20 protein-coding genes are annotated in these 24,426 nt (G+C 45.8%); 19 read left to right on the forward strand and 1 reads right to left on the reverse strand.

Annotated elements, in window-relative coordinates; all coding sequences use genetic code 11:
- Positions 1-6 precede the first annotated feature (6 nt).
- The 16 genes from rsmH to lpxC all read left to right on the forward strand — a co-directional run bounded on the left by rsmH (position 7) and on the right by lpxC (position 18,593).
- Complete coding sequence (rsmH, locus tag CL55_RS00855; RefSeq protein WP_046329455.1) at positions 7-957, forward strand: 16S rRNA (cytosine(1402)-N(4))-methyltransferase RsmH; 951 nt, start codon at positions 7-9, stop codon at positions 955-957.
- A complete protein-coding gene (ftsL, locus tag CL55_RS00860) occupies positions 954-1,220 on the forward strand; it encodes a cell division protein FtsL (protein WP_046329456.1) in 267 nt (88 codons plus the stop codon). The genes rsmH and ftsL overlap by 4 nt, the downstream gene beginning before the upstream one ends.
- Positions 1,217-2,989: a peptidoglycan D,D-transpeptidase FtsI family protein gene (locus tag CL55_RS00865; RefSeq protein ID WP_046329457.1), complete on the forward strand. Its 1,773-nt coding sequence runs from the start codon at positions 1,217-1,219 to the stop codon at positions 2,987-2,989. The genes ftsL and CL55_RS00865 overlap by 4 nt, the downstream gene beginning before the upstream one ends.
- Positions 2,986-4,539: a UDP-N-acetylmuramoyl-L-alanyl-D-glutamate--2,6-diaminopimelate ligase gene (locus tag CL55_RS00870; protein WP_046329458.1), complete on the forward strand. Its 1,554-nt coding sequence runs from the start codon at positions 2,986-2,988 to the stop codon at positions 4,537-4,539. The genes CL55_RS00865 and CL55_RS00870 overlap by 4 nt, the downstream gene beginning before the upstream one ends.
- A complete protein-coding gene (locus tag CL55_RS00875) occupies positions 4,536-5,984 on the forward strand; it encodes a UDP-N-acetylmuramoyl-tripeptide--D-alanyl-D-alanine ligase (protein WP_237150513.1) in 1,449 nt (482 codons plus the stop codon). The genes CL55_RS00870 and CL55_RS00875 overlap by 4 nt, the downstream gene beginning before the upstream one ends.
- Positions 5,975-7,144 (forward strand): phospho-N-acetylmuramoyl-pentapeptide-transferase, encoded by a 1,170-nt coding sequence (gene mraY / locus CL55_RS00880; RefSeq protein WP_046329459.1) that lies wholly within the window; start codon positions 5,975-5,977, stop codon positions 7,142-7,144. Before CL55_RS00875 ends, mraY begins: the two co-directional genes overlap by 10 nt.
- A 10-nt stretch (positions 7,145-7,154) precedes the next feature.
- Positions 7,155-8,774 carry a UDP-N-acetylmuramoyl-L-alanine--D-glutamate ligase gene (gene murD / locus CL55_RS00885; RefSeq protein WP_082091857.1) on the forward strand — a complete coding sequence of 540 codons (1,620 nt, stop codon included), beginning with the start codon at positions 7,155-7,157 and terminating at the stop codon, positions 8,772-8,774.
- Positions 8,771-10,042 (forward strand): putative lipid II flippase FtsW, encoded by a 1,272-nt coding sequence (gene ftsW / locus CL55_RS00890; RefSeq protein ID WP_046329460.1) that lies wholly within the window; start codon positions 8,771-8,773, stop codon positions 10,040-10,042. Before murD ends, ftsW begins: the two co-directional genes overlap by 4 nt.
- On the forward strand, positions 10,039-11,112 hold the full coding sequence (murG, locus tag CL55_RS00895) for an undecaprenyldiphospho-muramoylpentapeptide beta-N-acetylglucosaminyltransferase (RefSeq protein WP_046329461.1): 1,074 nt from the start codon (positions 10,039-10,041) through the stop codon (positions 11,110-11,112). Before ftsW ends, murG begins: the two co-directional genes overlap by 4 nt.
- Positions 11,109-12,545, forward strand: coding sequence for a UDP-N-acetylmuramate--L-alanine ligase (gene murC, locus CL55_RS00900; protein WP_046329462.1), 1,437 nt, complete (start codon positions 11,109-11,111; stop codon positions 12,543-12,545). The genes murG and murC overlap by 4 nt, the downstream gene beginning before the upstream one ends.
- Before the next feature lie 13 nt (positions 12,546-12,558).
- Positions 12,559-13,551 carry a D-alanine--D-alanine ligase gene (locus CL55_RS00905; protein WP_046331042.1) on the forward strand — a complete coding sequence of 331 codons (993 nt, stop codon included), beginning with the start codon at positions 12,559-12,561 and terminating at the stop codon, positions 13,549-13,551.
- A complete protein-coding gene (locus tag CL55_RS00910) occupies positions 13,548-14,414 on the forward strand; it encodes a cell division protein FtsQ/DivIB (protein ID WP_052728691.1) in 867 nt (288 codons plus the stop codon). Before CL55_RS00905 ends, CL55_RS00910 begins: the two co-directional genes overlap by 4 nt.
- A gap of 9 nt (positions 14,415-14,423) precedes the next feature.
- The gene (ftsA, locus tag CL55_RS00915; RefSeq protein ID WP_046329463.1) at positions 14,424-15,653 is read left to right on the forward strand and encodes a cell division protein FtsA; all 1,230 of its coding nucleotides are present in this window, start codon (positions 14,424-14,426) and stop codon (positions 15,651-15,653) included.
- Positions 15,654-15,698: 45 nt separating this feature from the next.
- Positions 15,699-17,039, forward strand: a complete 1,341-nt coding sequence (gene ftsZ, locus CL55_RS00920) for a cell division protein FtsZ (RefSeq protein WP_046329464.1) — start codon at positions 15,699-15,701, stop codon at positions 17,037-17,039.
- A 111-nt stretch (positions 17,040-17,150) separates the two neighbouring features.
- Positions 17,151-17,651, forward strand: coding sequence for a peroxiredoxin (locus tag CL55_RS00925; RefSeq protein ID WP_046329465.1), 501 nt, complete (start codon positions 17,151-17,153; stop codon positions 17,649-17,651).
- 27 nt (positions 17,652-17,678) lie between these two features.
- Positions 17,679-18,593 carry a UDP-3-O-acyl-N-acetylglucosamine deacetylase gene (gene lpxC / locus CL55_RS00930; RefSeq protein WP_046329466.1) on the forward strand — a complete coding sequence of 305 codons (915 nt, stop codon included), beginning with the start codon at positions 17,679-17,681 and terminating at the stop codon, positions 18,591-18,593.
- A gap of 2 nt (positions 18,594-18,595) precedes the next feature.
- Here lpxC and CL55_RS00935 read toward each other — a convergent pair whose 3' ends face one another.
- Positions 18,596-19,129 carry a hypothetical protein gene (locus CL55_RS00935; RefSeq protein ID WP_237150514.1) on the reverse strand — a complete coding sequence of 178 codons (534 nt, stop codon included), beginning with the start codon at positions 19,127-19,129 and terminating at the stop codon, positions 18,596-18,598.
- Positions 19,130-19,153: 24 nt separating this feature from the next.
- Between CL55_RS00935 and secA the strand changes: the two genes are divergently transcribed.
- The 3 genes from secA (at position 19,154) to CL55_RS00950 (ending at position 24,425) form a co-directional block, all read left to right on the forward strand.
- The gene (gene secA / locus CL55_RS00940) at positions 19,154-21,919 is read left to right on the forward strand and encodes a preprotein translocase subunit SecA (RefSeq protein ID WP_046329468.1); all 2,766 of its coding nucleotides are present in this window, start codon (positions 19,154-19,156) and stop codon (positions 21,917-21,919) included.
- 161 nt (positions 21,920-22,080) lie between these two features.
- Positions 22,081-22,557 carry a 4Fe-4S dicluster domain-containing protein gene (locus CL55_RS00945; protein WP_046329469.1) on the forward strand — a complete coding sequence of 159 codons (477 nt, stop codon included), beginning with the start codon at positions 22,081-22,083 and terminating at the stop codon, positions 22,555-22,557.
- A 20-nt stretch (positions 22,558-22,577) separates the two neighbouring features.
- The gene (locus tag CL55_RS00950) at positions 22,578-24,425 is read left to right on the forward strand and encodes an aldehyde ferredoxin oxidoreductase family protein (protein WP_046329470.1); all 1,848 of its coding nucleotides are present in this window, start codon (positions 22,578-22,580) and stop codon (positions 24,423-24,425) included.
- The last annotated feature ends 1 nt before the right edge of the window (position 24,426 follow it).

The following is a 24,426-nucleotide window of genomic DNA, read 5'->3' on the forward strand; positions in this document are numbered from 1 at the left end:
GGCGCCATGAACATAACTCATCGCCCAGTATTACTGGCCGAGGCGGTGACAGCGCTGGTCAGTGGACCGCTGATCACCTCCCCCGCAGCTTCAAAAAATCTACTTTTGATCGATGGAACCTTTGGGCGCGGTGGCCATACTCAAGCCCTGTTAGCGCGACTACCTGCAAATGCGCGAATGATTTCTTTCGACAAGGATTTGGATGCGATCGCAGTAGCAGAAAAAATCAAGGACTCTCGTTTACGCATTGTTCACGACAGTTTTGCGCAGATGGATCAGTACGCAGGCCTAGAATCAGTCGATGGAATTTTGCTAGATCTCGGCATCAGCTCTCCACAAGTGGACGAAGCACATCGTGGATTTTCTTTTCGCAAGGATGGTCCGCTCGATATGCGCATGAATACGGATCTGGGCTTGACAGCAGCGGAATGGTTGGAGCAAGCATCGCAAGAGGACATCACCCACGTGATTAAGACTTATGGTGAGGAGCGTTTTGCATTTCAGATTGCTAAAGCTATTGTGGCAAAGCGAGAGGAAGGCTTATCTCCAAAAACAACCTTGCAATTAGCAGGCCTAGTAGCTGGCGTGGTACGCACAAGAGAAGTTGGTCAAGATCCTGCGACTCGAACTTTTCAAGCACTCCGTATTTATATTAATCGTGAGTTAGAAGATTTGGAGCTTGGATTAAAAGCAGCGCTCAATTTATTAAAGCCAGGCGCACGCTTGGCAGTGATTAGTTTTCACTCTCTCGAAGATCGGATTGTGAAACAGTTTTTGCAGTCGCATGCCAAAGTTGAAGTGCCACGTGGACTACCTGTCCGCGATCGAGATTTACCTCAAAGTGCTCTAGAAATTATTGGGCGTGTCAAGCCAAGTGATGAAGAGGTTCGAGAAAACCCCCGTGCTCGTTCCGCCATCATGCGTGTTGCTGAAAAACGTACAGGGGTATCAGCTTGAATCGCGCTACGCTGACCTTATTAGTGTTGCTATTAGTTTGCGCACTTTCTTTGGTAGCAGCACAACAGCGTGCACGTAAATTATTTATTTCCTTAGATCGCGCACAAATCGAGGAGCGCAAACTCAACCAAGACTGGCTACGCTTGGAGTATGAGCAGCGCAATCTATCAAAGTCTGCACGAATTCGCGATGTTGCTCGCAATCAGTTGCACATGGCCCCCATATCTCCAGAGCGTACTTTGTACTTAAAGGAGGCTAGATGAGGACTGTAGGTTTTTCAACTACGCCCAATCTAGTATTGCGTCTGCCAATGTGGCGGTCACGCCTAATGCTATTCATGTTGTTCTTCGTGTTCATGCTGCTGTTAATCCGCGCTTTTTGGATTCAGGGTCCGGGTAATGCTTTTTATGAAGCCAAAGGTGTACGTGGTACACAGCGTGAATTGGAGTTACCTGCTTCCCGTGGAAAGATATTAGATCGTAATGGCCAAGTGATTGCTACGAGCTTAGAGGCAAAGTCGGTGATCGCTTATAACGATACTGTCCCCGATGATTTAGCTGTAGATAAGGTTCAGAAGTTGGCCAAACTATTGCAGCTAAGTGAATCTGAATTACGTAAAAAGTTAAAAGAGGATCGCAAGCAGATTTTTTTGAAGCGCCAAGTAGATCCAGCAGTAGCGCAACAGATTAAGCAATTGGAAATTCCGGGGATTGGCTTAAATAACGAATACCGTCGCTTTTATCCAGAAGGTGAAGCGATGGCACACGTTGTTGGCTTTACAAGCGTGGAAGATCGTGGCCAAGAGGGCATGGAACTCTCAAGAGAAAAAGAGTTGGCTGGGCACCCAGGCGCTCGTCGAGTAGTTGTAGATCGCCTAGGTCGCGTTGTTGAAGAGGTTGCTATTTTGCAGCTCCCGCAAAACGGTAAGGATTTACAACTTTCAATAGACAGTAAGATTCAGTTTCTGGCCTATAACGCTGTTAAAAATGCAGTTGAGCAGCACCGTGCAAGTGCTGGTGGCGCAGTCGTTTTGGATACGCAGACTGGGGAGATCTTGGCTTTAGCAAATTACCCAAGCTACAACCCAAACGATCGTAAGAAGTTAACGGGTGAGCAGTTACGTAATCGCATTTTGACCGACACCTTTGAGCCTGGCTCAACCATAAAACCGTTAACCGTAGCAATTGCTTTGGAGAAGGGTGCCATCACACCTAATACCAATATGGCGATTGGTGCTAAGTACTTGGTGGGTCCAAAACCGATTACAGATACCCACCCTTACAGCAACTTAACTATTTCACAAATCATTCAGAAATCTAGCAATATTGGTACGGCCAAAATTGCGATGAATAATTTATCTGCGGAAGAGATGTGGAATTTTTATACATCCGTTGGTTTAGGTCAGGCGCCGAAGATTGGCTTCCCTGGTGCCGTAGCTGGTACGGTCCATCCCTATAAAAAATGGATGCCAACTGATCAGGCGCGGATTTCGTTTGGCTATGGTATTTCAGGCTCTCTCTTTCAGGTTGCTCGCGCATACACCATCTTTGCTCGTGATGGCGAATTGGTCCCACTCACGATTGAACGCAGTCCGCAGTTTAAGCCTGGAACACATATTATTTCTGCTAAAACTGCGATCGAAATGCGCAACATGATGGAGTCAGTAACAGAGCCTGGTGGAACTGCCATTAAAGCGCAAGCTGAAGGTTATCGAGTTGGTGGAAAAACAGGTACAGCGCATAAATTAGTAGGTAAGGGCTATGGCAATAAATACCGCGCTTACTTTGCAGGTCTAGCACCAATAAGTGCCCCTCGCATTGTGGTTGCTGTGATGATTGATGAGCCGACTGCTGGCAGTCATTATGGTGGCGATGTTGCTGCACCAGTCTTTTCCACTATTGTGAGTGAGACCCTGCGTACATTAAATGTATTGCCAGATAGTAATATGAAGCAGATGACACTGCAGGATAAAAATCCTACAGAAATTCAGATTGCTACAGTTAAAACAAATGTAGCGGTTTTAAAAAGATGATGGCAATGGTCTATATTGAACCCCATCTCTTAATTTCACATCTACGTGATCTCACTTCAGCGAATGCAAAAGTGACTGCGGATAGCCGTCAAATTCGTTCTGGTGATATCTTCTTTGCATACGCTGTTGGTCATGGTAATGCCCTGCGAGATGGTCGTGATTACATTGCAGCTGCCCTAGCAAATGGTGCAGCGGCAGTAGTGTTCGATCCTGCTGATGGTATTGCGAATGAATACTTAGATCATCCAGGATGTTTTGCTATCGAGAATTTAACAGTCTTAGCTGGACAACTCTGCGCAGAGTGGTATGACTACCCAAGCAAAAATCTCAATGTCATTGGTGTCACAGGTACCAATGGAAAAACCAGTATTACTCAGTGGCTGGCACAGGCTATGGATGAACCTAATCATCGCACTGCAGTATTGGGTACATTGGGTACTGGGTTTCCGGGTGCACTCGTTCAGACTGGTTACACCACGCCAGATGCACCGCAATTGCAGACTCAATTAAAAGAATTGCTTGATACAGGAGCTCAGAATCTTGCTATAGAGATTTCTTCTCATGCATTAGATCAAGATCGTGTTGCTGGATTGGATGTTCGTAGTGCTGTATTTACCAATTTGACTCAAGATCATTTGGATTATCACGGCACTATGGGGGAGTACGCTGAAGCAAAAGCAAAGCTATTTACATTGCCTCAACTTAAAAATGCTGTCATTAATTTTGATGATGTGTTCGGACGAGAATTAGCGATGAAGCTCCTTGCTGGCGACGGTCCTCAAGTATGGGGCTATGCCTTAAGCAGTAATGCATTTACTGGATTTGAAAAATTTGGTGATCGCCTAAAGCGTAGCCATGGGGAAAACACTGTATTTACAAATGCTGGTTATGAATCTCAATTTAATTGCGATGCTATAGGCTCAAGCGCCATTCAGCTTGCGGTTTTAGGTGAATTCAATCTCAGCAATTGCCTTGCTGTTTGGACCGTTCTACTAGCTCAAGGTATGAGTCCAGGTGATGCTTCTAAACGCATGAATAAGCTAAGTGCCGTTCCAGGGCGTATGGAAGTGATTCACCTGAATAAAACTCAGAGAACTGAAGGCCCACTGATTGTGGTGGACTATGCACATACACCAGATGCCCTTACTAAAGCATTGAACGCATTACGCCCAATTGCAAATCAACGTAATGGAAAAGTATGGTGTGTCTTTGGTTGCGGCGGTGATCGAGACTCAGGTAAGCGTCCCCAAATGGGTCGTGTAGCTCAAGAGCTTGCTGATCACATCGTGATTACAAGTGATAACCCTAGATCTGAAGATTCAGCATCCATTATTGCCATGATTCAATCTGGTATGTCAGGTGATTTGGGAAATGTTCAAGCGCTGCCTGATAGGGCAGCCGCCATTATGGCTGCGGTACGACATGCTGATGTCAAAGATATTGTTTTGGTTGCTGGTAAAGGCCATGAGTCTACTCAAGAAATCAATGGCAAGAAATTTGATTTTTCCGATCAAGAGCACATTCGATTGGCAGCGGGGGGTAGCGTATGAGTACGCCTATGACCACTCTTGCCCAAGTTCATGCCATGTTGCCAGGCAGCCAGCTGATTCATGCTGATAACAAATCTGCGCAAGAGATCACCATTTCTCGCATTGATAGCGATAGTCGTCAGATTCAGTCTGGTGAATTATTTATTGCATTAGCGGGCGAACGTTTTGATGCACACGATTTTTTGAGCGATGTCGCTAAAGCTGGTGCAAGTGCAGCACTCGTTAGTCAAAAAGAAAAGTGCCCTACAAGTCTAGCTGCAGTATGTGTCCAGGATGTTAAGCAAGGTTTAGGCGATCTGGCAAAGGCATGGCGTGCACAATTTACTCTTCCCGTAGCTTTGGTAACTGGATCAAATGGTAAGACCACCGTAAAAGAGATGATTGCTTCCATATTTAGGGCTGCTGTTGGTGAAGAACGCACATTGGTTACTAAGGGCAACTTCAATAATGATATTGGCCTGCCCTTAACCTTACTGCGCATGCGACCAACTGACCGCTTAGCGGTAATTGAGTTGGGTATGAATCATCCTGGTGAAACGGCGGAGTTAGCAGTTATTGCCCAAGCTAATATTGCTCTGATTAACAATGCACAGCGAGAGCATCAAGAATTTATGGCGACTGTAGAGGCTGTTGCAAAAGAACATGCAAGCGCATTAAGTTCGCTCCCTGCAGACGGTGTCGCAGTATTTCCTGCGGATTCTCAATTTTCTGATGTTTGGTATCAAGCTGCTGCAGATCGCAAGGTAATTGATTTTGCTTTATCTGCTGACTCTGTATCAGCTAAGGCCTCTGTTACGGGCAAGTTATTAGCTAGCGGAAAAATTGAGATTGCAACGGAACTCGACAAGATTGAGGTTCAGCTCAACACCTTAGGAAATCACAATGTGCGTAATGCATTAGCAGCTAGCGCAGTTGCTTTAGGTGCTGGTTTAAGTTTGGAGCAAATTCAAGTAGGTCTGGAATCTTTTGTCCCAGTAAATGGACGTATGCAATCCAAGCCTTTAAATGCAGACCGTACTTTGATTGACGATAGCTATAACGCTAACCCCGATTCTGTGAGAGCTGCTATCGATGCACTTAAACAGTCTGGAAATACTTCTTGGTTGGTATTGGGTGACATGGGTGAAGTCGGCGATCAAGGCCCTGGTTTCCATGAGGAGGTTGGCGCCTATGCTGCAGAGCAGGGCGTTAGCAAGTTATTTGCATTCGGAGAGCAGTGCAAATTTGCGGTGCAGGGATTTAATGAGTCAGAGAAGTTTTCGCCTAGTAGTAGCGCTAGTCATTTCGCTACATTGGATCGGTTGATTGAAGAGCTTAATCTGGCACTAGTAGATCACGATTCAAGCAAGCAGCTGCATTTAGATATTTTGGTTAAGGGATCTCGTTTTATGCGTATGGAGCGTGTAGTGCATGCCCTATTAGAGGAGGCTAAAACATGCTCTTAATGTTAGCGCAATGGTTGCAAGATGATTTTGGATTTTTCCGAGTCTTTAGCTACATCACGTTTAGAGCAGTGATGGCAACAGTGACTGCTTTGCTAATCGGTTTAGCAGCCGGTCCGTGGGTCATTCGGAAGTTAACCGCATTGAAGATGGGTCAAGCGGTCCGTACAGACGGTCCACAGACCCACTTAGTGAAATCAGGCACACCTACGATGGGTGGTGTATTAATTCTGTTGGGTATTTTTATTTCCTGCATGCTGTGGGCTGATTTGAGTAATCGTTTTATCTGGATTGTGATGATTGTCACCTTTGGGTTTGGCTTAGTTGGTTGGGTTGATGATTACCGCAAAGTAGCGCGGAAAGATCCTAGGGGAATGGCCTCAAGAGAAAAATTCTTTTGGCAAACTTTGATTGGCTTATTTGCTGCTATTTATTTAGCTTTCTCTGTATCCGAAGTAAATAACCTCAAAGTTTTGCAACTGTTCTTTGATTGGCTTAAGAGTGGCTTCGCTTTGGACTTGCCAGCTAAATCAAATTTACTTATTCCTTTCATGAAAGAGGTAAGTTACCCACTGGGTGTTATGGGTTTCATCATTCTGAGTTACTTGGTAATTGTGGGAAGTAGTAACGCCGTTAACCTGACGGATGGACTAGATGGTCTAGTGATCATGCCAGTCATATTAGTAGGTGCTGCTTTAGGCGCATTTGCTTATGTGATGGGTAATGCGATTTACGCAAAGTATTTATTGTTTCCTTATATTCCTGGCGCAGGTGAACTCATGATTTTCTGTGGGGCCATGGGCGGTGCGGGATTAGCATTCCTTTGGTACAACACACATCCTGCTCAAGTATTTATGGGTGACGTTGGTGCACTTGCACTAGGTGGTGCACTCGGCACTATTGCTGTGATTGTCCGTCAGGAAATCGTACTCTTTGTCATGGGCGGGATATTCGTTGCAGAGACACTGTCAGTGGTGCTACAAGTTTTCTGGTTCAAATTTACTAAGAAGCGTTTTGGTGAAGGTCGTCGTATTTTTAGGATGGCCCCACTGCATCACCATTTCGAATTGGGTGGCTGGCGCGAAACGCAAGTTGTAGTTCGCTTCTGGATCATCACCATTTTATTAGTTCTCATTGGCCTCTCCAGCCTGAAATTAAGGTAAGCCAAAGAATATGCATAACTTAGACCAAGCCTTCGCTAACCCAGCTCTCATCGCAGATGAGGGCTATCAAGCACCCCAACATTTCTTGATACTAGGATTGGGTGAATCTGGCTATGCTATGGCCAAATGGTGTTTGCGGAATGCTGCAAAGGTCAGTCTAGCCGATACGCGGGATCGTGAAAATCTGAATGAGCGACAAAAAGCCTGGTTAGCAGATCTTGAATTTGCTGGACTCCAAGAAGCTTATTTTGGCCCTTTGGATGATTTCAATCTAAAAGGTATTGAAGTTATTGGAATGAGTCCTGGTTTATCACCACTTCAAGAACCAGCAACTTCTTTCTTGGCTAAAGCAGAGGAATTGAGTATTGATATCTGGGGGGAATTAGAATTTTTTGCCAGAGCCATTGCTGCATTAGATCGCATGGCCCAGGTTGAACACTCTCAATACAAACCTGCCGTATTAGCCATCACTGGAACAAATGGAAAGACAACCACAACGGCCTTGACAGGACAGTTGTGTGAACGCGCTGGCAAGAGAGTTGCTGTAGCTGGCAACATCAGCCCAGCAGCGTTGGATAAGTTGATGTCTTGTTTGGATGAGTCCGATCAAGTTGCCGATATGCCTGAGATATGGGTACTTGAGTTATCTAGCTTCCAACTTGTTTACACGCGTACCTTTAATGCAACAGCAGCAACCGTATTAAACATTACGCAAGATCACTTGGATTGGCATGGAGATATGCAGGCTTATGTTGAGGCAAAAGCCAATATCTTTGGTCGAGACACTGTCTGCATCTTGAATCGCGATGATGCGCTGGTCGCAAATCTACTGACTGACGAGCAGAAATCCAATAAATCAGTGATTACCTTTGGTGCCGGCCGTCCTGACGAGCAGGGTGCTTTTGGTATAGAACATGATCTGCGTGCTGGTGGAATTGATTGGTTAGTCTGGGCTGAAGTGGATGAAGATCTTGAGCCACAACCGAAGCGTCGCCGTAAAGCAGTTGTCGTAGAGGATGAACCATTAAGGCTCAAGCGTTTAATACCTGCAGATGCTTTACGGATTCGCGGTCGCCACAATGCTTTAAATGCCTTAGCTGCATTAGCCTTGGCACGATCAGCTGGTTTGCCGATGAATCTACTTTTACACGGTTTACGGGATTACCATGGCGAGCCTCATCGCGTTCAAAGTGTTTCGATTGTGTCGAATGTTGAATATGTGGACGATAGTAAGGGCACTAATGTAGGAGCAACGGTAGCTGCTCTAAATGGTTTAAGTGCCAATGAGTCTGGTAAGCGGATCTGGTTAATTGCTGGTGGCGAAGGTAAGGGCCAAGACTTTAGCCCCCTACGCGATCCTACATTACGTTTTGTAAAAGGTGTTTTCCTCATTGGTAAAGACGCCCCAATCATTGCTGAAGCTTTGGGCGATTCAGTGCCGTGTGTCATGAGCGAGACTCTGCAAAACGCAGTAGCACAAGCAGCAAAACAAGCTCAGTCAGGCGATATCGTATTGCTGTCACCGGCTTGCGCCAGCTTTGATCAGTTCAGTGATTATGTAGCACGTGCTGAGGCATTTGTTTCTGAAGTTCAGGAATTGGGAATGCAATTCGAAGGAGCTGATGCATGAGTTTGAAGGAAAAACTTTTTCCTGAGAATCGCTTGGGTCTTGGTCGCTTCTGGAATTTCTCTAGAGGCGGAATAGATAATTTTCGCAGTGGCTTAAGAGATGCAGTTTCTGGTGTCGAGCAAACTCGCTCACGCATGATGGACTATGACCAGCTGTTGGTTTGGGCGGTACTCTCTTTAGCTCTCATCGGTTTAGTCATGGTGTACTCAGCCTCCATTACCTTGGCAGATGGCCCTAAGTACGCAAATTACAGTAGTAATTTTTTCTTAATTCGCCATTGCATTTCATTAGCAATTGCAATTAGTGTTGCAATTTGGGTATTTAAGATCCCGACTCACGTATGGGATCGCTATTCTCCAATCATTTTTGGATTCACCGTCTTGCTATTGATTGCCGTGCTTATTCCTGGTATTGGAAAAGGCGTGAATGGTGCCAAACGTTGGATTCCATTGGGTCTCATGAACTTCCAGCCATCTGAATTAATGAAGTTTGCTGCGGTGATATTTGCTGCAAGCTATACAGTTCAACGCCAAGAATATCTCCACTCATTTGTTAAGGGCATGCTACCAATGGGTATTGCTGTTGCCTTAGTTGGCGGCTTACTGATGGCTGAGCCAGATATGGGTGCGCTCGTAGTGATATCGCTCATTGCATTTGGAATTTTATTTTTAGGTGGCATCAACGCCAAATTATTTGGTGGATTATTGGCTGTCGGAATTTTAAGTGCCGTGACAATCATTGCCTTCTCACCTTTCCGTCAAAAGCGAATCATGGCTTTTATTGATCCTTGGCAAGTCGACAATGCCGCAAATAAAGGCTATCAGTTAACCCACTCTCTGATGGCATTTGGTCGTGGCGAATGGTTTGGTCTTGGTCTGGGTGGTAGCGTTGAAAAATTACACTATCTACCTGAGGCGCATACCGATTTCATCATGGCAGTGATTGGTGAAGAGCTCGGATTTGTCGGTGTAGTGGTGATGATCTTCTTGTTCTACTGGATCGTGCGTCGCGCATTCCTGATTGGCCGCACTGCTTTGCAATTAGATCGCAGTTTTGCGGGCCTTGCTGCTAAAGGTGTGGCGATATGGATTGGTTGGCAAGCATTTATCAATATGGGTGTGAACTTAGGTTTGCTTCCTACAAAAGGCTTAACACTTCCACTGGTGAGTTATGGCGGCTCAGGAATACTAATGAATGCTGTTGCCATAGCAATGCTACTTCGGATTGATTACGAAAACAGAATCTTAATGCGGGGTGGCAAGCTATGACCAAGCCATCCATACTGATTATGGCCGGTGGCACTGGGGGGCATATTTTCCCGGGGCTAGCTGTTGCTGAATATCTGCGAATTTGTGGCTGGAATGTATCTTGGCTTGGCAATCAAAGCGGGATGGAGTTTCGCTTAGTAAAAGCTTGCGACTTCCCATTTGAGGCGGTTAACTTTGGTGGCTTGCGTGGTAAGGGCATCAAAGCAACATTGATGTTGCCATTTAATCTTGCAAGAGCTTGTATGCAGAGTTGGAAGATCATACGCCGCATTAAGCCAAATGTAGTTTTAGGTATGGGTGGTTACATCACTTTTCCAGGTGGCTTGATGACAAAATTCTTAAAGAAGCCATTGGTTTTGCATGAAGCTAATTCTGTGGCGGGAAGTGCAAACCGTGCTTTAGCCAAAATTGCTATGCGTACCTTGACTGGATTTCCAGATACGATGACTCATGCTGAGTGGGTAGGTAATCCAATCCGTGAAGAATTTGAAACTGTGTCCGCCCCAGCAAAACGTTATGAAGAGCGCACTGGCCCTCTCTCGATTTTGGTGGTGGGCGGAAGTTTGGGTGCTGCCGCCTTAAATGAAGTCATCCCAGCGGCTTTGGCATTGATGGATAGAAATGCGCGACCTCATGTAATTCATCAGGCAGGTGATAAACATCTCGCAGATCTTCAAAAGCGATATGCTGACTTAGATGTTCAAGCGGATGTTCGTCCCTTCATTGACGATATGCCAAGTGCCTATGCTCAAGCGGATCTAGTGATTTGCCGCTCTGGTGCAATGACCGTTTCAGAGATCGCAGCTTGTGGTGTCGCATCCTGTTTAATTCCATTTCCATATGCGATTGATGATCATCAGTCTGCGAATGCACGATTTTTATCAGATGCAGATGCGGCAATTTTATTGTCACAACAAGATCTCAACCCACAGGATCTGGCATCCATGATTCAAAACTTTAATCGCCAAGATTTACAAGTGATGGCTAAGCGTGCGCATGCTTTAGCAAAGCCTCATGCAACCCAGCGTGTGGCCGAAGTATGTGCAGACTGTGCAGGAGTTGGTATATGAAACATATCGTTCAGCAAATCCATTTTGTTGGTATCGGTGGCGCAGGCATGAGTGGTATTGCCGAAGTTTTGCTGAACCTCGGTTATCAGGTATCGGGATCCGACTTGGCTGAAGGTCCTGTAACAAAGCGTCTAAAAGATTTAGGTGCAGTTATTCATATTGGACATGACTCTAAAAATATTGGTACTGCAGAGGCAGTAGTGATTTCTACTGCAGTTGCGGGCAATAACCCCGAAGTGCTAGCTGCTCGCGCAGCTAAAGTTCCCGTTATTCAGCGGGCTGTCATGCTCGGTGAGCTGATGCGTTTAAAGCAGGGTATTGCGATTGCAGGTACTCATGGCAAAACAACGACAACCAGCTTAGTTGCCTCAGTCTTGGCTGAAGGTGGTTTGGACCCCACTTTTGTTATTGGGGGTAAGCTAAATTCTGCAGGTGCTAATGCACGCTTAGGTCAGGGTGAATTTATTGTCGTTGAGGCAGATGAGTCTGATGCCTCTTTCTTGCAATTATTTCCAGCAATGGAGGTAGTTACCAATATTGATGCTGATCATATGGATACCTATCAGCATGACATGGCCAGATTGAAGCAGGCTTTTGTGCAGTTTATTCAGCGTATGCCTTTTTACGGTGTTGCTGTTCTGTGCATTGATGACGCCAACGTCCGCGATATTATTCCGTTTGTATCTCAGCCAGTATTGCGCTATGGCTTATCTGATGATGCAGATATTCGTGCAAGTAATGTGCGGCCTGAGGGTACTCGTATGCACTTTACGGTTGATCGTAAAACTGTACGTCGTCATGGCAATAAGCCAGGTCGTCTTGAGGTGCAATTAAATTTGCCCGGCTTACACAATGTTCAAAATGCCTTAGCAGCAATTGGGATTGCAACGGAATTGGGTGTTAGCGATGAGGCTATTGTGAAAGCTTTATCTGAATTTAGTGGCGTTGGTCGACGCTTCCAAAGGTATGGTGAAATTCCTTTGGCATCTGGCGGAAGCTTCACATTAATAGATGATTACGGGCACCATCCCGTTGAAATGGCGGCTACTTTATCTGCAGCCCGTGGGGCTTACCCAGACCGTCGCTTGGTTTTGGCATTTCAACCACATCGTTTTACAAGAACTCGTGATTGCTTCGGTGAATTTGTACAGGTTCTCAAAAACTTTGATGCACTAGTATTAACCGAGGTATATCCAGCTGGTGAGGCAAAGATTCGGGGTGCGGATGGACAAAGTCTTATGAAAGCTGCTCTCACTGCTGATAGGACAATTGCTTCCTCCTTAGATAGTGCTGCCGTGGCATTTGCGTCAAGTGTTGCAGAAATGCCAGAAAAACTCAGCACTTTATTGCGTGATGGTGACGTCTTAATCACGATGGGCGCCGGCTCAATCTCTGGATTGCCTCATGTACTGGCGGAGACGAAACATGTCTAATCAAAATATGCATATGCATTCGTGGGGCGAGCGTGTGAAGAGTGACCTCGCTCACTTGGATGTCAAATCATTAGGTCGAGTAGGCGTCTTGCTGGGCGGTCGTTCTGGTGAGCGAGAGATATCTTTGATGTCAGGTAATGGTGTATTGGAAGCCTTGCTCTCTAGGGGCGTTGATGCACATCCGTTTGATCCTGGTTTGCGTTGTCCAACCGAAATAGCGAATGAAAAATTTGATCGCGTATTTATCTCCTTACATGGACGTTATGGTGAGGATGGCACTATCCAGGGATTACTCGAGCTATTAGGTCTGCCTTATACCGGTAGCGGTGTGCTCGCTTCTGCATTGGCGATCGACAAAATTGCGACAAAGCTTGTTTGGCTTAGTAGCGGTCTCTCCACTCCAGAATTTGAAGAGCTTAAAGTCGACAGTGACTGGAATGCTGTAGTAAAGCATTTGGGCTTGCCATTAATTGTGAAGCCTGCACATGAAGGCTCATCACTTGGTTTAACTAAAGTGAAATCCGCTGAAGAATTACCCGCTGCCTATAAGTTAGCCGCCGGGATGGATAAAAAGGTGATTGCAGAAACTTGTATTGTCGGTGACGAGTTAACTTGTCCGCTGGTTGGATTTGGTGCGAATGCTGAAGCCTTGCCTGTAATAAAAATCATTCCACCAGAAGCAAACTATGATTTTCATAATAAGTATTTTTCCGATGAGACCAAATATCTATGTCCGACTGGGCTTACGCCAGAGGTTAATAAAGAAGTTCAAGAATTAGCTTTAGCTGCCTATCGTGCCCTTGGTTGCAAGACGTGGGGTCGAGCTGACGTGATGCTCGATCAAAAAACTGGCAAACCTTATCTCTTGGAGATGAATACATCCCCGGGGATGACTTCACATTCTTTGGTTCCGATGGCAGCAAAAGCAGCCGGTGTTGAGTATTCCGAATTAGTTCTTTGGGTCATTAGTCAAACTTTGCATAGCAAAGGGGCTACACAAGTATGAGCCAAATTAGCTCTTTCTTAAACGGTTGTGGTGAAGTATTTACTTCACTGGCTTCCCCGATTTGGAATTATCCAGATCGGATGCAAAAGCTGAGCCGTTTCTTAATGCGCTGTTTCGCTGTCATGGTTTGCGTTGGAATTTTAGTATGGGTGAGTCAGCGCCCCGTCTTTGCTTTACGTCAAGTTGTCATTGAGCCAGTAGCTGGACAAACGCTTAAGCATATTAATAAACCGGTAGTGAAGCAGCAGGTTTTGGAAACAGTCCAAGGAAATTTTTTCAGCGTGAGGTTGGAGGATGTGAAGCGTGGGTTCGAGTCCATGCCTTGGGTGCGTCACGCTAACGTTCGCAGAGTTTGGCCCAACGGATTGATTGTGAGCATTGAAGAACAAAAGCCATTTGGCACATGGGGCGGTGCCGAAAGTCATATTTTAATGAATACCCATGGCGAACTTTTTGCTGGGCGTGTATCTGATGTAGGGGATGGTATTTCTTTGATTGATTTCTCAGGACCAGAAGATGCTAGCAAAGAGGTGATGCGCTTGTATGAAAGAGCGAATGCTTGGTTTAAGCCTTGGAGCGCGGAAGTGAAAAGCTTAACTCTCTCTGATCGTTACGCTTGGAATGTGAAGTTGTCCAATGGCATGAAGGTGGAGTTTGGTCGGGATGAAGAAAATTCAGACAAAACATTAACTGAAGATCGTGTGGCACGCCTTTTTAAGTATTGGCCCCAAGTTCAAGAGAAATGGGCTAATCGAGTAGATGCAATCGATCTGCGATATGCAAATGGTTTTGCAGTACATCTTGCTTCAACAAGTTTGAAAAAAAATGAAGTAGATGGGAAAAAAAGCGAGCAGAAGCAATGAGGAATGAGAATGAGTAAAGACAACCGCGACTTATTGGTCGGACTAGATATTGGAACATCCAAGGTGGTTGCCTTGGTTGCTGAGCTAGCGGCTGATGGCCAATTTAACGTTGTTGGCGTTGGTCAAACTGCGTCCAAAGGTTTGAAGAAAGGCGTAGTTGTCAATATTGAAGCTACTGTTCAGTCTATTCAGAAAGCGCTTGAAGAGGCTGAAGTTATGGCCGATCGCCAGATCGTGCAGGTCTTCACCGGCATTGCTGGAAACCACATTGTGAGTTTTAACTCCAGCGGTATGGTGGCCATACGCGATAAAGAAGTTAGCGCTGGCGATGTTGAGCGTGTTTTAGAGACTGCTAAAGCAATCAACATTCCAACGGATCAGCAAATTCTCCACATTCTTGTTCAGGAATTCATTATTGATGGACAGGAAGATGTGCGTGAGCCTATTGGTATGAGCGGCTTGCGCCTCGAAGTGAAAGTACACATCGTTACTGGCGCTGTTAGTGCTGCACAAAATATTGTGAAGTGTGTACGTCGTTGTGGCTTAGAAGTAAATGATCTTATCTTACAGCCGCTCGCATCTAGTTTGGCTGTATTAACTGAAGATGAAAAAGAGTTGGGTGTTGTCTTAGTAGATATTGGCGGCGGTACAACTGATATTGCAATTTACTGCCAAGGATCCATTCGACATACTGCCGTAATTCCAATTGCGGGCGATCAAATAACTAATGATATTGCCATGGCATTGCGTACCCCGACTATTGATGCAGAAGATCTCAAGATTCAATATGGTATTGCTCGCCAAGATATGGCAGATCCAGCCACCATGATTGATGTCCCAGGTGTTGGTGATCGAGAACCACGACCGATGTCAAAACAAGCTTTAGCTGCCGTGATCGAACCACGTGTTGAGGAGTTGTTCACTTTGGTACGGGGTGTAGTTCGTGATTCTGGTTACGAAGATATGGTGTCTTCAGGAATCGTCCTGACTGGTGGGACCTCTTTAATGCCGGGGATGGTTGAGCTTGCTGAGCAAGTCTTCTTACGTCCAGCGCGTATTGGTACCCCCGAGTACCGTGGCCATCTACATGAGGTTTTACGTAGCCCCCGTTTTGCTACCAGTATCGGTTTATTGATGGAAGGCCAGGCGCAGTTGTTGCGTGGTCGTCGAGTATCGCAATCAGGCGCGTTGCAAAGTGTGATTTCGCGCATGAAGGAATGGTTCGCAGGAAATTTTTAAGTTTTTCGTCGTCGTCAATGTAGTACTTATTACCTAGGAGGGTATATGGAATTTGAAATGTTAGATCAAGAAACAGCTGGAAAAACCATTATTAAAGTGGTTGGAGTTGGTGGAGCAGGTGGTAATGCAGTTCAGCACATGATTCGTCGCGGTGTTAATGGCGTAGAGTTTATTTGCATGAACACCGATGCTGGCGCTTTACAGCGTTCTGAGGCATCTGTGAATTTGCAACTAGGCTCTAGCGGACTCGGTGCTGGCGCAAAACCTGAAATCGGTGCAGCTTCCGCTGAAGAAGCGCGAGCCCGGATTGCAGATACATTGCAAGGTGCACACATGGTATTCATCACTGCTGGTATGGGTGGTGGCACAGGTACTGGTGCAGCGCCAATTGTTGCTCAAGTTGCTAAAGAGATGGGTATTTTGACTGTCGGCGTTATCAGTAAGCCATTTGATTTTGAGGGTGTTAAGCGTCTAAAGGTTGCAGAGAATGGCGCTACCGAACTCGAAGCATATGTTGATTCATTGATCGTCGTTCTCAATGAAAAGCTCTTTGAAGTCATGGGTGAAGATGCAGAGTTTGATAAGGCATTTGCCTGTGCCGATGATGTATTACATAACGCTGTCTCAGGTATTGCAGAAATCATTAACGTGCAAGGTTTGATCAACGTCGACTTTGAGGATGTGAAAACAGTGATGGGCGAACAAGGCAAGGCGATGATGGGAACTGCAACAGTATCCGGCATGGATCGCGCACGCTTAGCTGCTGAAGCTGCAGTTGCTTCACCACTTCTCGAGGGTGTCGATTTGTCTGGTGCGCGTGGTGTATTGGTGAATATCACTGCTAGTCGTTCATTAAAATTGTCCGAAACTCGCGAAGTCATGGCGGCAATTCGTGGCTATGCTGCAGATGATGCTACGGTGATTTTCGGTACTGTTTATGACGAGAGCTTAGGTGATGCACTGCGTGTCACTGTTGTTGCTACTGGTTTGAACAACCCACAATCACGTCAAAATCATCAACCAGAGGTAGTTTGGAGACAAGCTACTGGTACACATGATGCGATGCCAACCATGGCTGACTTAAATAGCTTTGCTCCAGCAAGCGCTTCAGCAGCAATCAGTAGAGTTAATTTAGATTCAGCTCTGAACACTAGCGCCGGTTTAGCAATGACGGGTACAGGTAGTGCACCCTCGATAGCTGCTCAAACCGCATCTAGTAGTGTTGATTACAGTCAATATGATTTGCCACGTGTATTCCGTAGTTCACGGGAAGCTATACCAGCCCCTACGCTAGGTGCTGATAGCTCGCCACAGGCTAAAGCCATGTTGGACAAAGGGGCTGATTATTATGAAATACCAGCTTTTTTACGTAAGCAAGCAGATTAAATCACTGCTCAATACAATAGGATCTGCAGAATGCCAGCGCGGCGCCCCTCCGGACGACGAATCCCGCGCTAGCGTTGGCATACTCATGACAACTATTTAATTGGAGAATTTATGATTGCAGTCGGACAAAAGTTACCAAACGCCACACTTTATGAGTTTTTAGATGAAGCGAGTGAAGGTTGCGCCATTGGGCCAAACGCCTTTGAAGTTGAAAAACTCACTGCCGGTAAGAAGATAGTGATCTTTGCATTACCTGGTGCATTCACACCAACTTGTTCAGCAAAGCATGTTCCTAGCTATGTTGAGAACTTTGATGCAATCAAAGCAAAAGGTGTTGATGAAATTTGGTGTGTTTCTGTAAATGACCCATTTGTGATGGGTGCCTGGGGCCGAGATCAAAAGGTTGGCAAAAAGATTCGCATGTTGGGTGATGGCAGTGCTGAATTTACTAAGAAACTTGGCCTAGAGTTGGATTTAGTTGCTCGCGGTTTAGGTATTCGTTCAGATCGCTACGCTATGATTATTGAAGATGGTGTTGTGACAACCTTGGATCGTGAAGCGCCTGGCAAATTTGAAGTAAGTGATGCCGCTTCTATTTTGAAAAAGCTTTAATAAATCATTCCTGAATTTAGATAAATCATGATGAAGCAACGCACAATCGCTACCCCGATTAAAACCGTGGGAATTGGTTTGCACTCTGGGCGCAAGGTGACTTTGTCTATTAAGCCTGCTCCGGTAAATTCAGGAATTGTATTTATACGTGTAGATACCCCAGAGCAATCGGTTGTACCGGCCACTGCTCTGGCGGTTTGCGATACCCGCCTGGCCTCTGTAATACAAAAGGATGGCGTGCGTGTTTCCACTGTGGAGCATTTACTTTCAGCTTGTGCGGGCCTGGGGCTTGATAATTTATTCATCGAGCTCGATGGTGAAGAAGTGCCCATCATGGATGGCAGCGCAGCCTCATTTTTATTCCTAATGGAGTCAGCCGGTATAGCTGAACAAGAAGCTTCTAGGCAGTTTGTGGTGATTAAAAAACCTATAGAAGTGAAGGAGGGTGACAAGCTTGCACGCCTAGAACCTTTCTTCGGATTTAAATTAGATTTCACGATTGACTTTAAACATCCGGCAGTTGATAAGACTGGCCAACGTTTTGTGGTGGACTTTGCTGAGCATGCTTATCGTAGTGAAATTGGCCGTGCCCGAACCTTTGGTTTTGCTCACGAGGTTGAGGCCTTGCGAGAGATGGGTTTAGCGCGAGGTGGAAGTTTGGATAATGCGATTGTGCTCGATGAGCATCGTATTCTCAATAACGAAGAGTTACGTTATGAAGATGAGTTCGTGCGTCATAAAATCTTAGATGCCATTGGCGACCTGTATTTAGTTGGACATCCAATTGTGGGTTCCTACGTTGCTGAAAAATCAGGACATGCCTTAAATAACGCTCTCTTGCGTAAGCTTTTAGAAGATCCTAGTTCTTACGAAATTACCAGCTTCCCGGAAAATAAGGCTCCGGCAGCCTATTCCAAAGAGAGTCAACCCCTCTTTTTCTAGGTTTATTTAGGCTTACTCTGAAGTAGGCGTTTAACAGCCTGATGTAGATCCGAATCAGGCGCCAATTTATCCAATAATGATTCCCAAGAGGCTCTTGCAACAGCATTAAAACCGGTCGGCTTTTGGCTAGCTTGACGCCCATCGCGTGGCTTGATTTCCCAGGCAGAGGGCGCCGGCTTTAGGCGTACCTTAATGCTGGTGCACACAACTCCTTTTTTAGCTAACTCATTGATTAAACTAGGTAAAACTTGCTGAAGACGGGTTGCAATACTCGCCCCGTTCACCAGTAAATAGAGCTCGTTTTGAGCTCCAGAACGCCAACCAGCCTCAATTTTGGGCGCTAAATTTTCTAAATCCAGCTCAAATAGAGCTGCTTTAAGGGCAATTTTGAGTTTAACCAGATCTTCGGTTTTGGCCAGAATGCTACCCAAGCCCTCTGACTCGCGTAAATACTCCAACCACTCATGGGCGGCTTTCGTACGAACAGGTTTGGGAGCAAAGTTCATATAAAAAGAGGATGCGGGTGATAAACTCAAGGTCTTAATTTACTTCAATATCCCATGGTAATCGGTCTTCTTAAAACCCTGGTCGGCAGTCGTAACGACCGCCTCTTAAAACAGTATCGCAAAGTAGTTGCCAAAGTTAGCGCTTTCGAGCCTAGCATGCAAGCTTTGGATGATGCCGCACTGCAAGCAAAAACCGCTGTGTTTAAGTCACGTTTAGCTGCGGGTGAGTCATTGGACGATATTGCTCCAGAAGCTTTTGCTGTAGTTCGTGAAGCAAGTACACGAGTGATGAAGATGCGCCATTTTGATGCGCAGATGATGGGTGGCCTTGCACTACATCAAGGCAAGATTGCTGAAATGGGAACTGGTGAAGGTAAGACCTTAACCGCTACGCTCCCTGTCTATTTAAATGCCCTCACAGGTAATGGTGTTCACGTTATTACAGTAAATGATTACTTGGCTCAGCGCGATGCCGAGTGGATGTCAACGCTCTACAACTTCCTAGGCATGAAGGTTGGTGTGAATCTATCGCAAATGGATCACACCACTAAGCAAGAGGCTTATGCAGCTGACATTACCTACGGAACTAATAACGAATTTGGTTTTGATTACCTTCGTGACAACATGGTGCAAGACTTGGGTCAGCGTGTTCAGCGTGGCCTAGCCTATGCGATTGTTGATGAGGTAGACTCCATTTTGATTGATGAGGCACGTACCCCATTAATTATTTCTGGTCAGGCCGAAGATCACACTGATTTGTACATCAAGATTAATGCACTGCCCGCCTATTTAGAGCGTCAAATTGGCGAAGAGAAAGCTGATGGCACTGGTGTTGAAAAACCAGGCGACTACTGGGTTGACGAAAAGTCCAATCAAGTCTATTTAACAGAGCGCGGTCATGACAAGGCTGAGACAGTCTTGGTTGAGATTGGCGCCTTGAATGATGGCGACTCCTTGTATGCCCCACAAAATATTACTTTGATGCACCACGTATACGCAGCACTGCGTGCGCATACACTCTATAACCGCGATCAGCAATATGTTGTTCAAAATAATGAGGTCATCATTGTTGATGAGTTCACGGGACGCTTAATGCAGGGCCGTCGTTGGTCTGATGGTTTGCATCAGGCTGTAGAGGCAAAAGAAGGTGTGCAGATTCAGAATGAGAATCAGACGCTAGCCACCATCACTTTCCAGAACTACTTCCGTATGTACGGCAAGTTGGCTGGTATGACTGGTACTGCTGATACTGAAGCTTATGAGTTCAAGGAAATTTATAGTCTTGAGACTGTAGTCATTCCTCCAAATCGTATTAGCCAAAGAAAAGATCGCCAAGATCAGATCTATAAAACATCGCGCGAGCGTTACGATGCAGTGATCAAGGATATTGAGGATTGCTACAAGCGTGGTCAGCCTGTCTTGGTAGGTACAACTTCGATTGAGAACTCAGAGTTGATTGCAGGCTTGTTAGATCAGCGCAAATTGCCGCATCAGGTCTTGAATGCGAAACAGCATGCTCGCGAAGCCGAGATCATTGCTCAGGCTGGTAGACCAAAGATGATTACCATTGCTACCAATATGGCAGGTCGTGGAACAGATATTGTTTTGGGTGGTAACGTTGGTAAACAGTCCTCTTTAATTGAAGCGGACACAGCTCTTTCAGATGCAGAAAAAGCGGGCAAGATTAAGACTTTGCAGGATGAGTGGCAAAGCCTGCATGATCAAGTGTTAGTTGCTGGTGGTTTGCACATTATTGGCACGGAGCGCCACGAGAGTCGTCGTATCGATAATCAGCTTCGTGGTCGCGCTGGTCGTCAGGGTGATCCAGGCTCCTCCCGCTTTTACCTTTCTTTAGATGATTCCCTTTTGCGTATTTTTGCTGGAGATCGTCTACGCGCAGTCATGGATCGTCTCAAAATGCCAGATGGTGAGCCGATTGAAGCGGGTATGGTGACCCGCTCTATCGAGTCTGCTCAGCGCAAGGTTGAAGGTCGCAACTTTGACATTCGTAAGCAATTATTGGAATACGACGACGTTGCTAATGATCAGCGTAAAGAAACTTATCGCCTCAGAAATGAAGTATTAGAAAGTAGTGATGTAGGAGATCTGATTGCTAACTTGCGTGAAGATGTATTGCGTGGCATATGCGCTCTATACATTCCTTTGGAGTCTATGGAAGAGCAGTGGGACTTGCTTGGTCTGGAGAAGGTATTGGCCAGCGATTGGGGTTTAACGGTTGATCTAAAAAATTGGGTTGAAAATGCTGCGTCTATGGACGATGAGCAAATTGTTGATCGTGTGCTGGCGGCCGCAACAGAAACTTATGATGCAAAAGTAGAGCTTTCTGGACGTACATCTTTCGCCGGCTTTGAGCGCTCGGTTTTGCTCTATAGTTTAGATACCCATTGGCGGGAACATTTAGCCGCCTTAGACCATTTGCGCCAAGGCATCCATTTACGGGGCTATGCTCAAAAAGATCCAAAACAAGAGTATCGCCGTGAAGCATTTGAGCTATATGGTGAGTTGCTCAATGTCATCAAGAATGATGTTGTGAAAAGTATCACGACGGTGCAGATTCGTAGTGCCAGTGAGTTAGATGAGGCCTCCGAGTCAATCAATGAGGATTTAGCCAAACTCTCAGATGTGCAATATCAGCATGCCGATGCAGATCTTGAGGTGGCTGGATCAACTGGCGATCGTGGCGCAGCCATCGAAATTGCTCCAGCGCCATTACGTGCTGGTCCTAAGATAGGTCGCAATGATCCTTGCACCTGCGGAAGCGGTAAAAAGTACAAAAATTGCTGCGGTGCACTCGCATAAATAGCTAGTAACTTTAGTATCGAACTTAAATGGGGGCCTTGGCCTCCATTTTTGTTTTTGTCTGCTATTTAGGGCTTTCCCTAGCTATCTAGATATTCACAGATCGCTGAAGATATTTACTTATATGCAAGAAATTGCAGTTATGAGCAAAAGGAACGAGCATGCAAAAGTCCCTGCACATCAATGCAGATAAATGCACAGGCTGTCTTCAATGTGAAATGGCTTGTAGTTATGAGCATTACGGAGTGTTCAATACCTCCAAGTCCCGAATCAAAGTATTTGAATTTCATGACACGGGCAAGAAAGTTCCTTATACCTGCACCCAGTGTTCTGAGGCTTGGTGCCTTCAGGCTTGCCCAGTAGATGCGATTAGTTTAGATATCCTTACCGGAGCTAAAGTCGTTTCCGATGACACTTGCGTGGGCTGTAAGGTTTGTACGATTTCTTGCCCATTTGGAACAATTAATTACGTCCAAGATACTGGTAAGGTTCAGAAATGCGACTTGTGCGGTGGCGATCCAGCGTGTGTAACCGCTTGCCCAACTCAGGCGATTACCTATGTGGATGCCGATTGGACTGGATTAGACAAAATGCGCGAGTGGGCAGATAAGCTCGGCAATCAAAATAGCTCCAACTAAATAAGCATAGGAAAACGATCATGTCATGGGCTGGAAAATTACTACGCGTTAATCTAACTGCAGGCACTTGTGTCTCAGAACCAATCAATATGAAGTGGGCTAAAGAATATTTAGGCTCTCGAGGGTTGGCTTCGAAGTATTTGGTTGAAGAGTTGGATCCTAAGGTTGATCCACTATCCGCTGAAAACAAAATGATTTGGGCAACTGGCCCGCTGACTGGAACGATGGCATCGACTGGTGGTCGCTACACCGTGGTGACTAAGGGCCCGTTGACCGGCGCCATTGCCTGCTCTAACTCTGGTGGGTACTGGGGTGCAGAGCTGAAAATGGCAGGCTGGGATATGGTGATTGTTGAAGGTAAATCACCCAAGCCGGTTTATCTTTTTATTGAGAACGACAAAGCAGAGTTGATCGATGCCTCGGATTTGTGGGGTAAAACTGTTTGGGAAACAGAGCCCGCAATTAAGACTAAACATCAAGACCCTCAAATTAGAGTCTCTTGTATTGGACGTGCTGGTGAAAATGAAGTTCTTTACGCTGCAATTGTGAATGACTTACATCGTGCAGCTGGACGCTCTGGTGTAGGCGCAGTGATGGGAAGTAAAAACTTAAAAGCAGTTGCAGTTCGAGGCACAAAAGGCGTTGGCAATATTAAGAATCCTAAAGCCTTTATGGAGGCAACCCGCGCTGGTAAGGCGGTATTGGCTGGAAATGCTGTAACTGGAGAAGGTTTACCAACCTACGGCACTCAAGTATTGATGAATGTGATTAATGAGGTTGGTGCGTTACCCACCCGCAATCACCAGGATGTTCAGTTTGATGGAGCTAAAGATATTTCTGCAGAAGCAATGGCGACGCCACGTGCAACTGATGGGAAAGCCCATCTAGTTACCAATCAAGCCTGTTTTGCATGCACGATAGCTTGTGGTCGTATCTCAAAAATTGACGACACGCATTTCTCAATTGAAAATAAACCACAGTATATGAATGCCTCGGGTGGTTTGGAGTATGAGGCTGCATGGGCTTTAGGCGCCGCAAATGGCGTCAACGATTTAGAGGCTCTCCAGTTTGCCAACATGTTGTGCAATGAAGATGGCTTTGATCCTATTTCTTTTGGTGCAACTGTGGGCGCTGTGATGGAAATGTATGAGATGGGTGTTTTAACTAAAGAGCAGCTTGGTATTGAAGCTCCGTTTGGTTCTGCTAAAGCACTCTGTTATTTCGCAGAAATTACTGCAAATGGTGTTGGCTTCGGAAAAGAGCTTGGACTTGGTTCTGCACGTTTGACCAAAAAATACGGACAGCCCGACCTCTCTATGAGCGTCAAAGGTCAAGAGTTTCCTGCTTATGATGGGCGCGTGATTCAGGGTATTGGCTTGGCGTATGCAACTTCAAACCGAGGCGCATGTCACTTACGCGGCTACACGATTGCTTCTGAGGTTTTGGGTATTCCAGTAAAGACTGAACCAGCAGATACGCAAGGCAAGCCAGAGTTGGTGAAAGCATTTCAAGATGCGACTGCTGCCTTTGATTCGGCGGGAATTTGTATTTTCACGAGCTTTGCTTGGACGCTTGCTGATGTGGCGCCACAATTGCAGGCTGCATGTGGAGACGAGTTTACGGTAGAGAATTTGACTACGATTGGTGAGCGTATCTGGAATATGGAGCGTGACTTTAATAACCGTGCAGGTTTCACCAGTAAGGACGATAGATTGCCGAAGCGCTTAATGACGGAGGCTGCAAAAACTGGCCCAGGCAAGGGCACTGTGAGTGGTTTAGATAAGATGCTGCCTGAGTACTATAAGATCCGAGGCTGGGATCCTGAGGGTCGTCCAAGTGCAGAAACGCTTAAGCGTCTTGGTCTGTAAG

Origin of the sequence: Polynucleobacter duraquae (assembly GCF_000973625.1) — a bacterium.
In the GTDB taxonomy this organism is placed as follows: domain Bacteria; phylum Pseudomonadota; class Gammaproteobacteria; order Burkholderiales; family Burkholderiaceae; genus Polynucleobacter; species Polynucleobacter duraquae.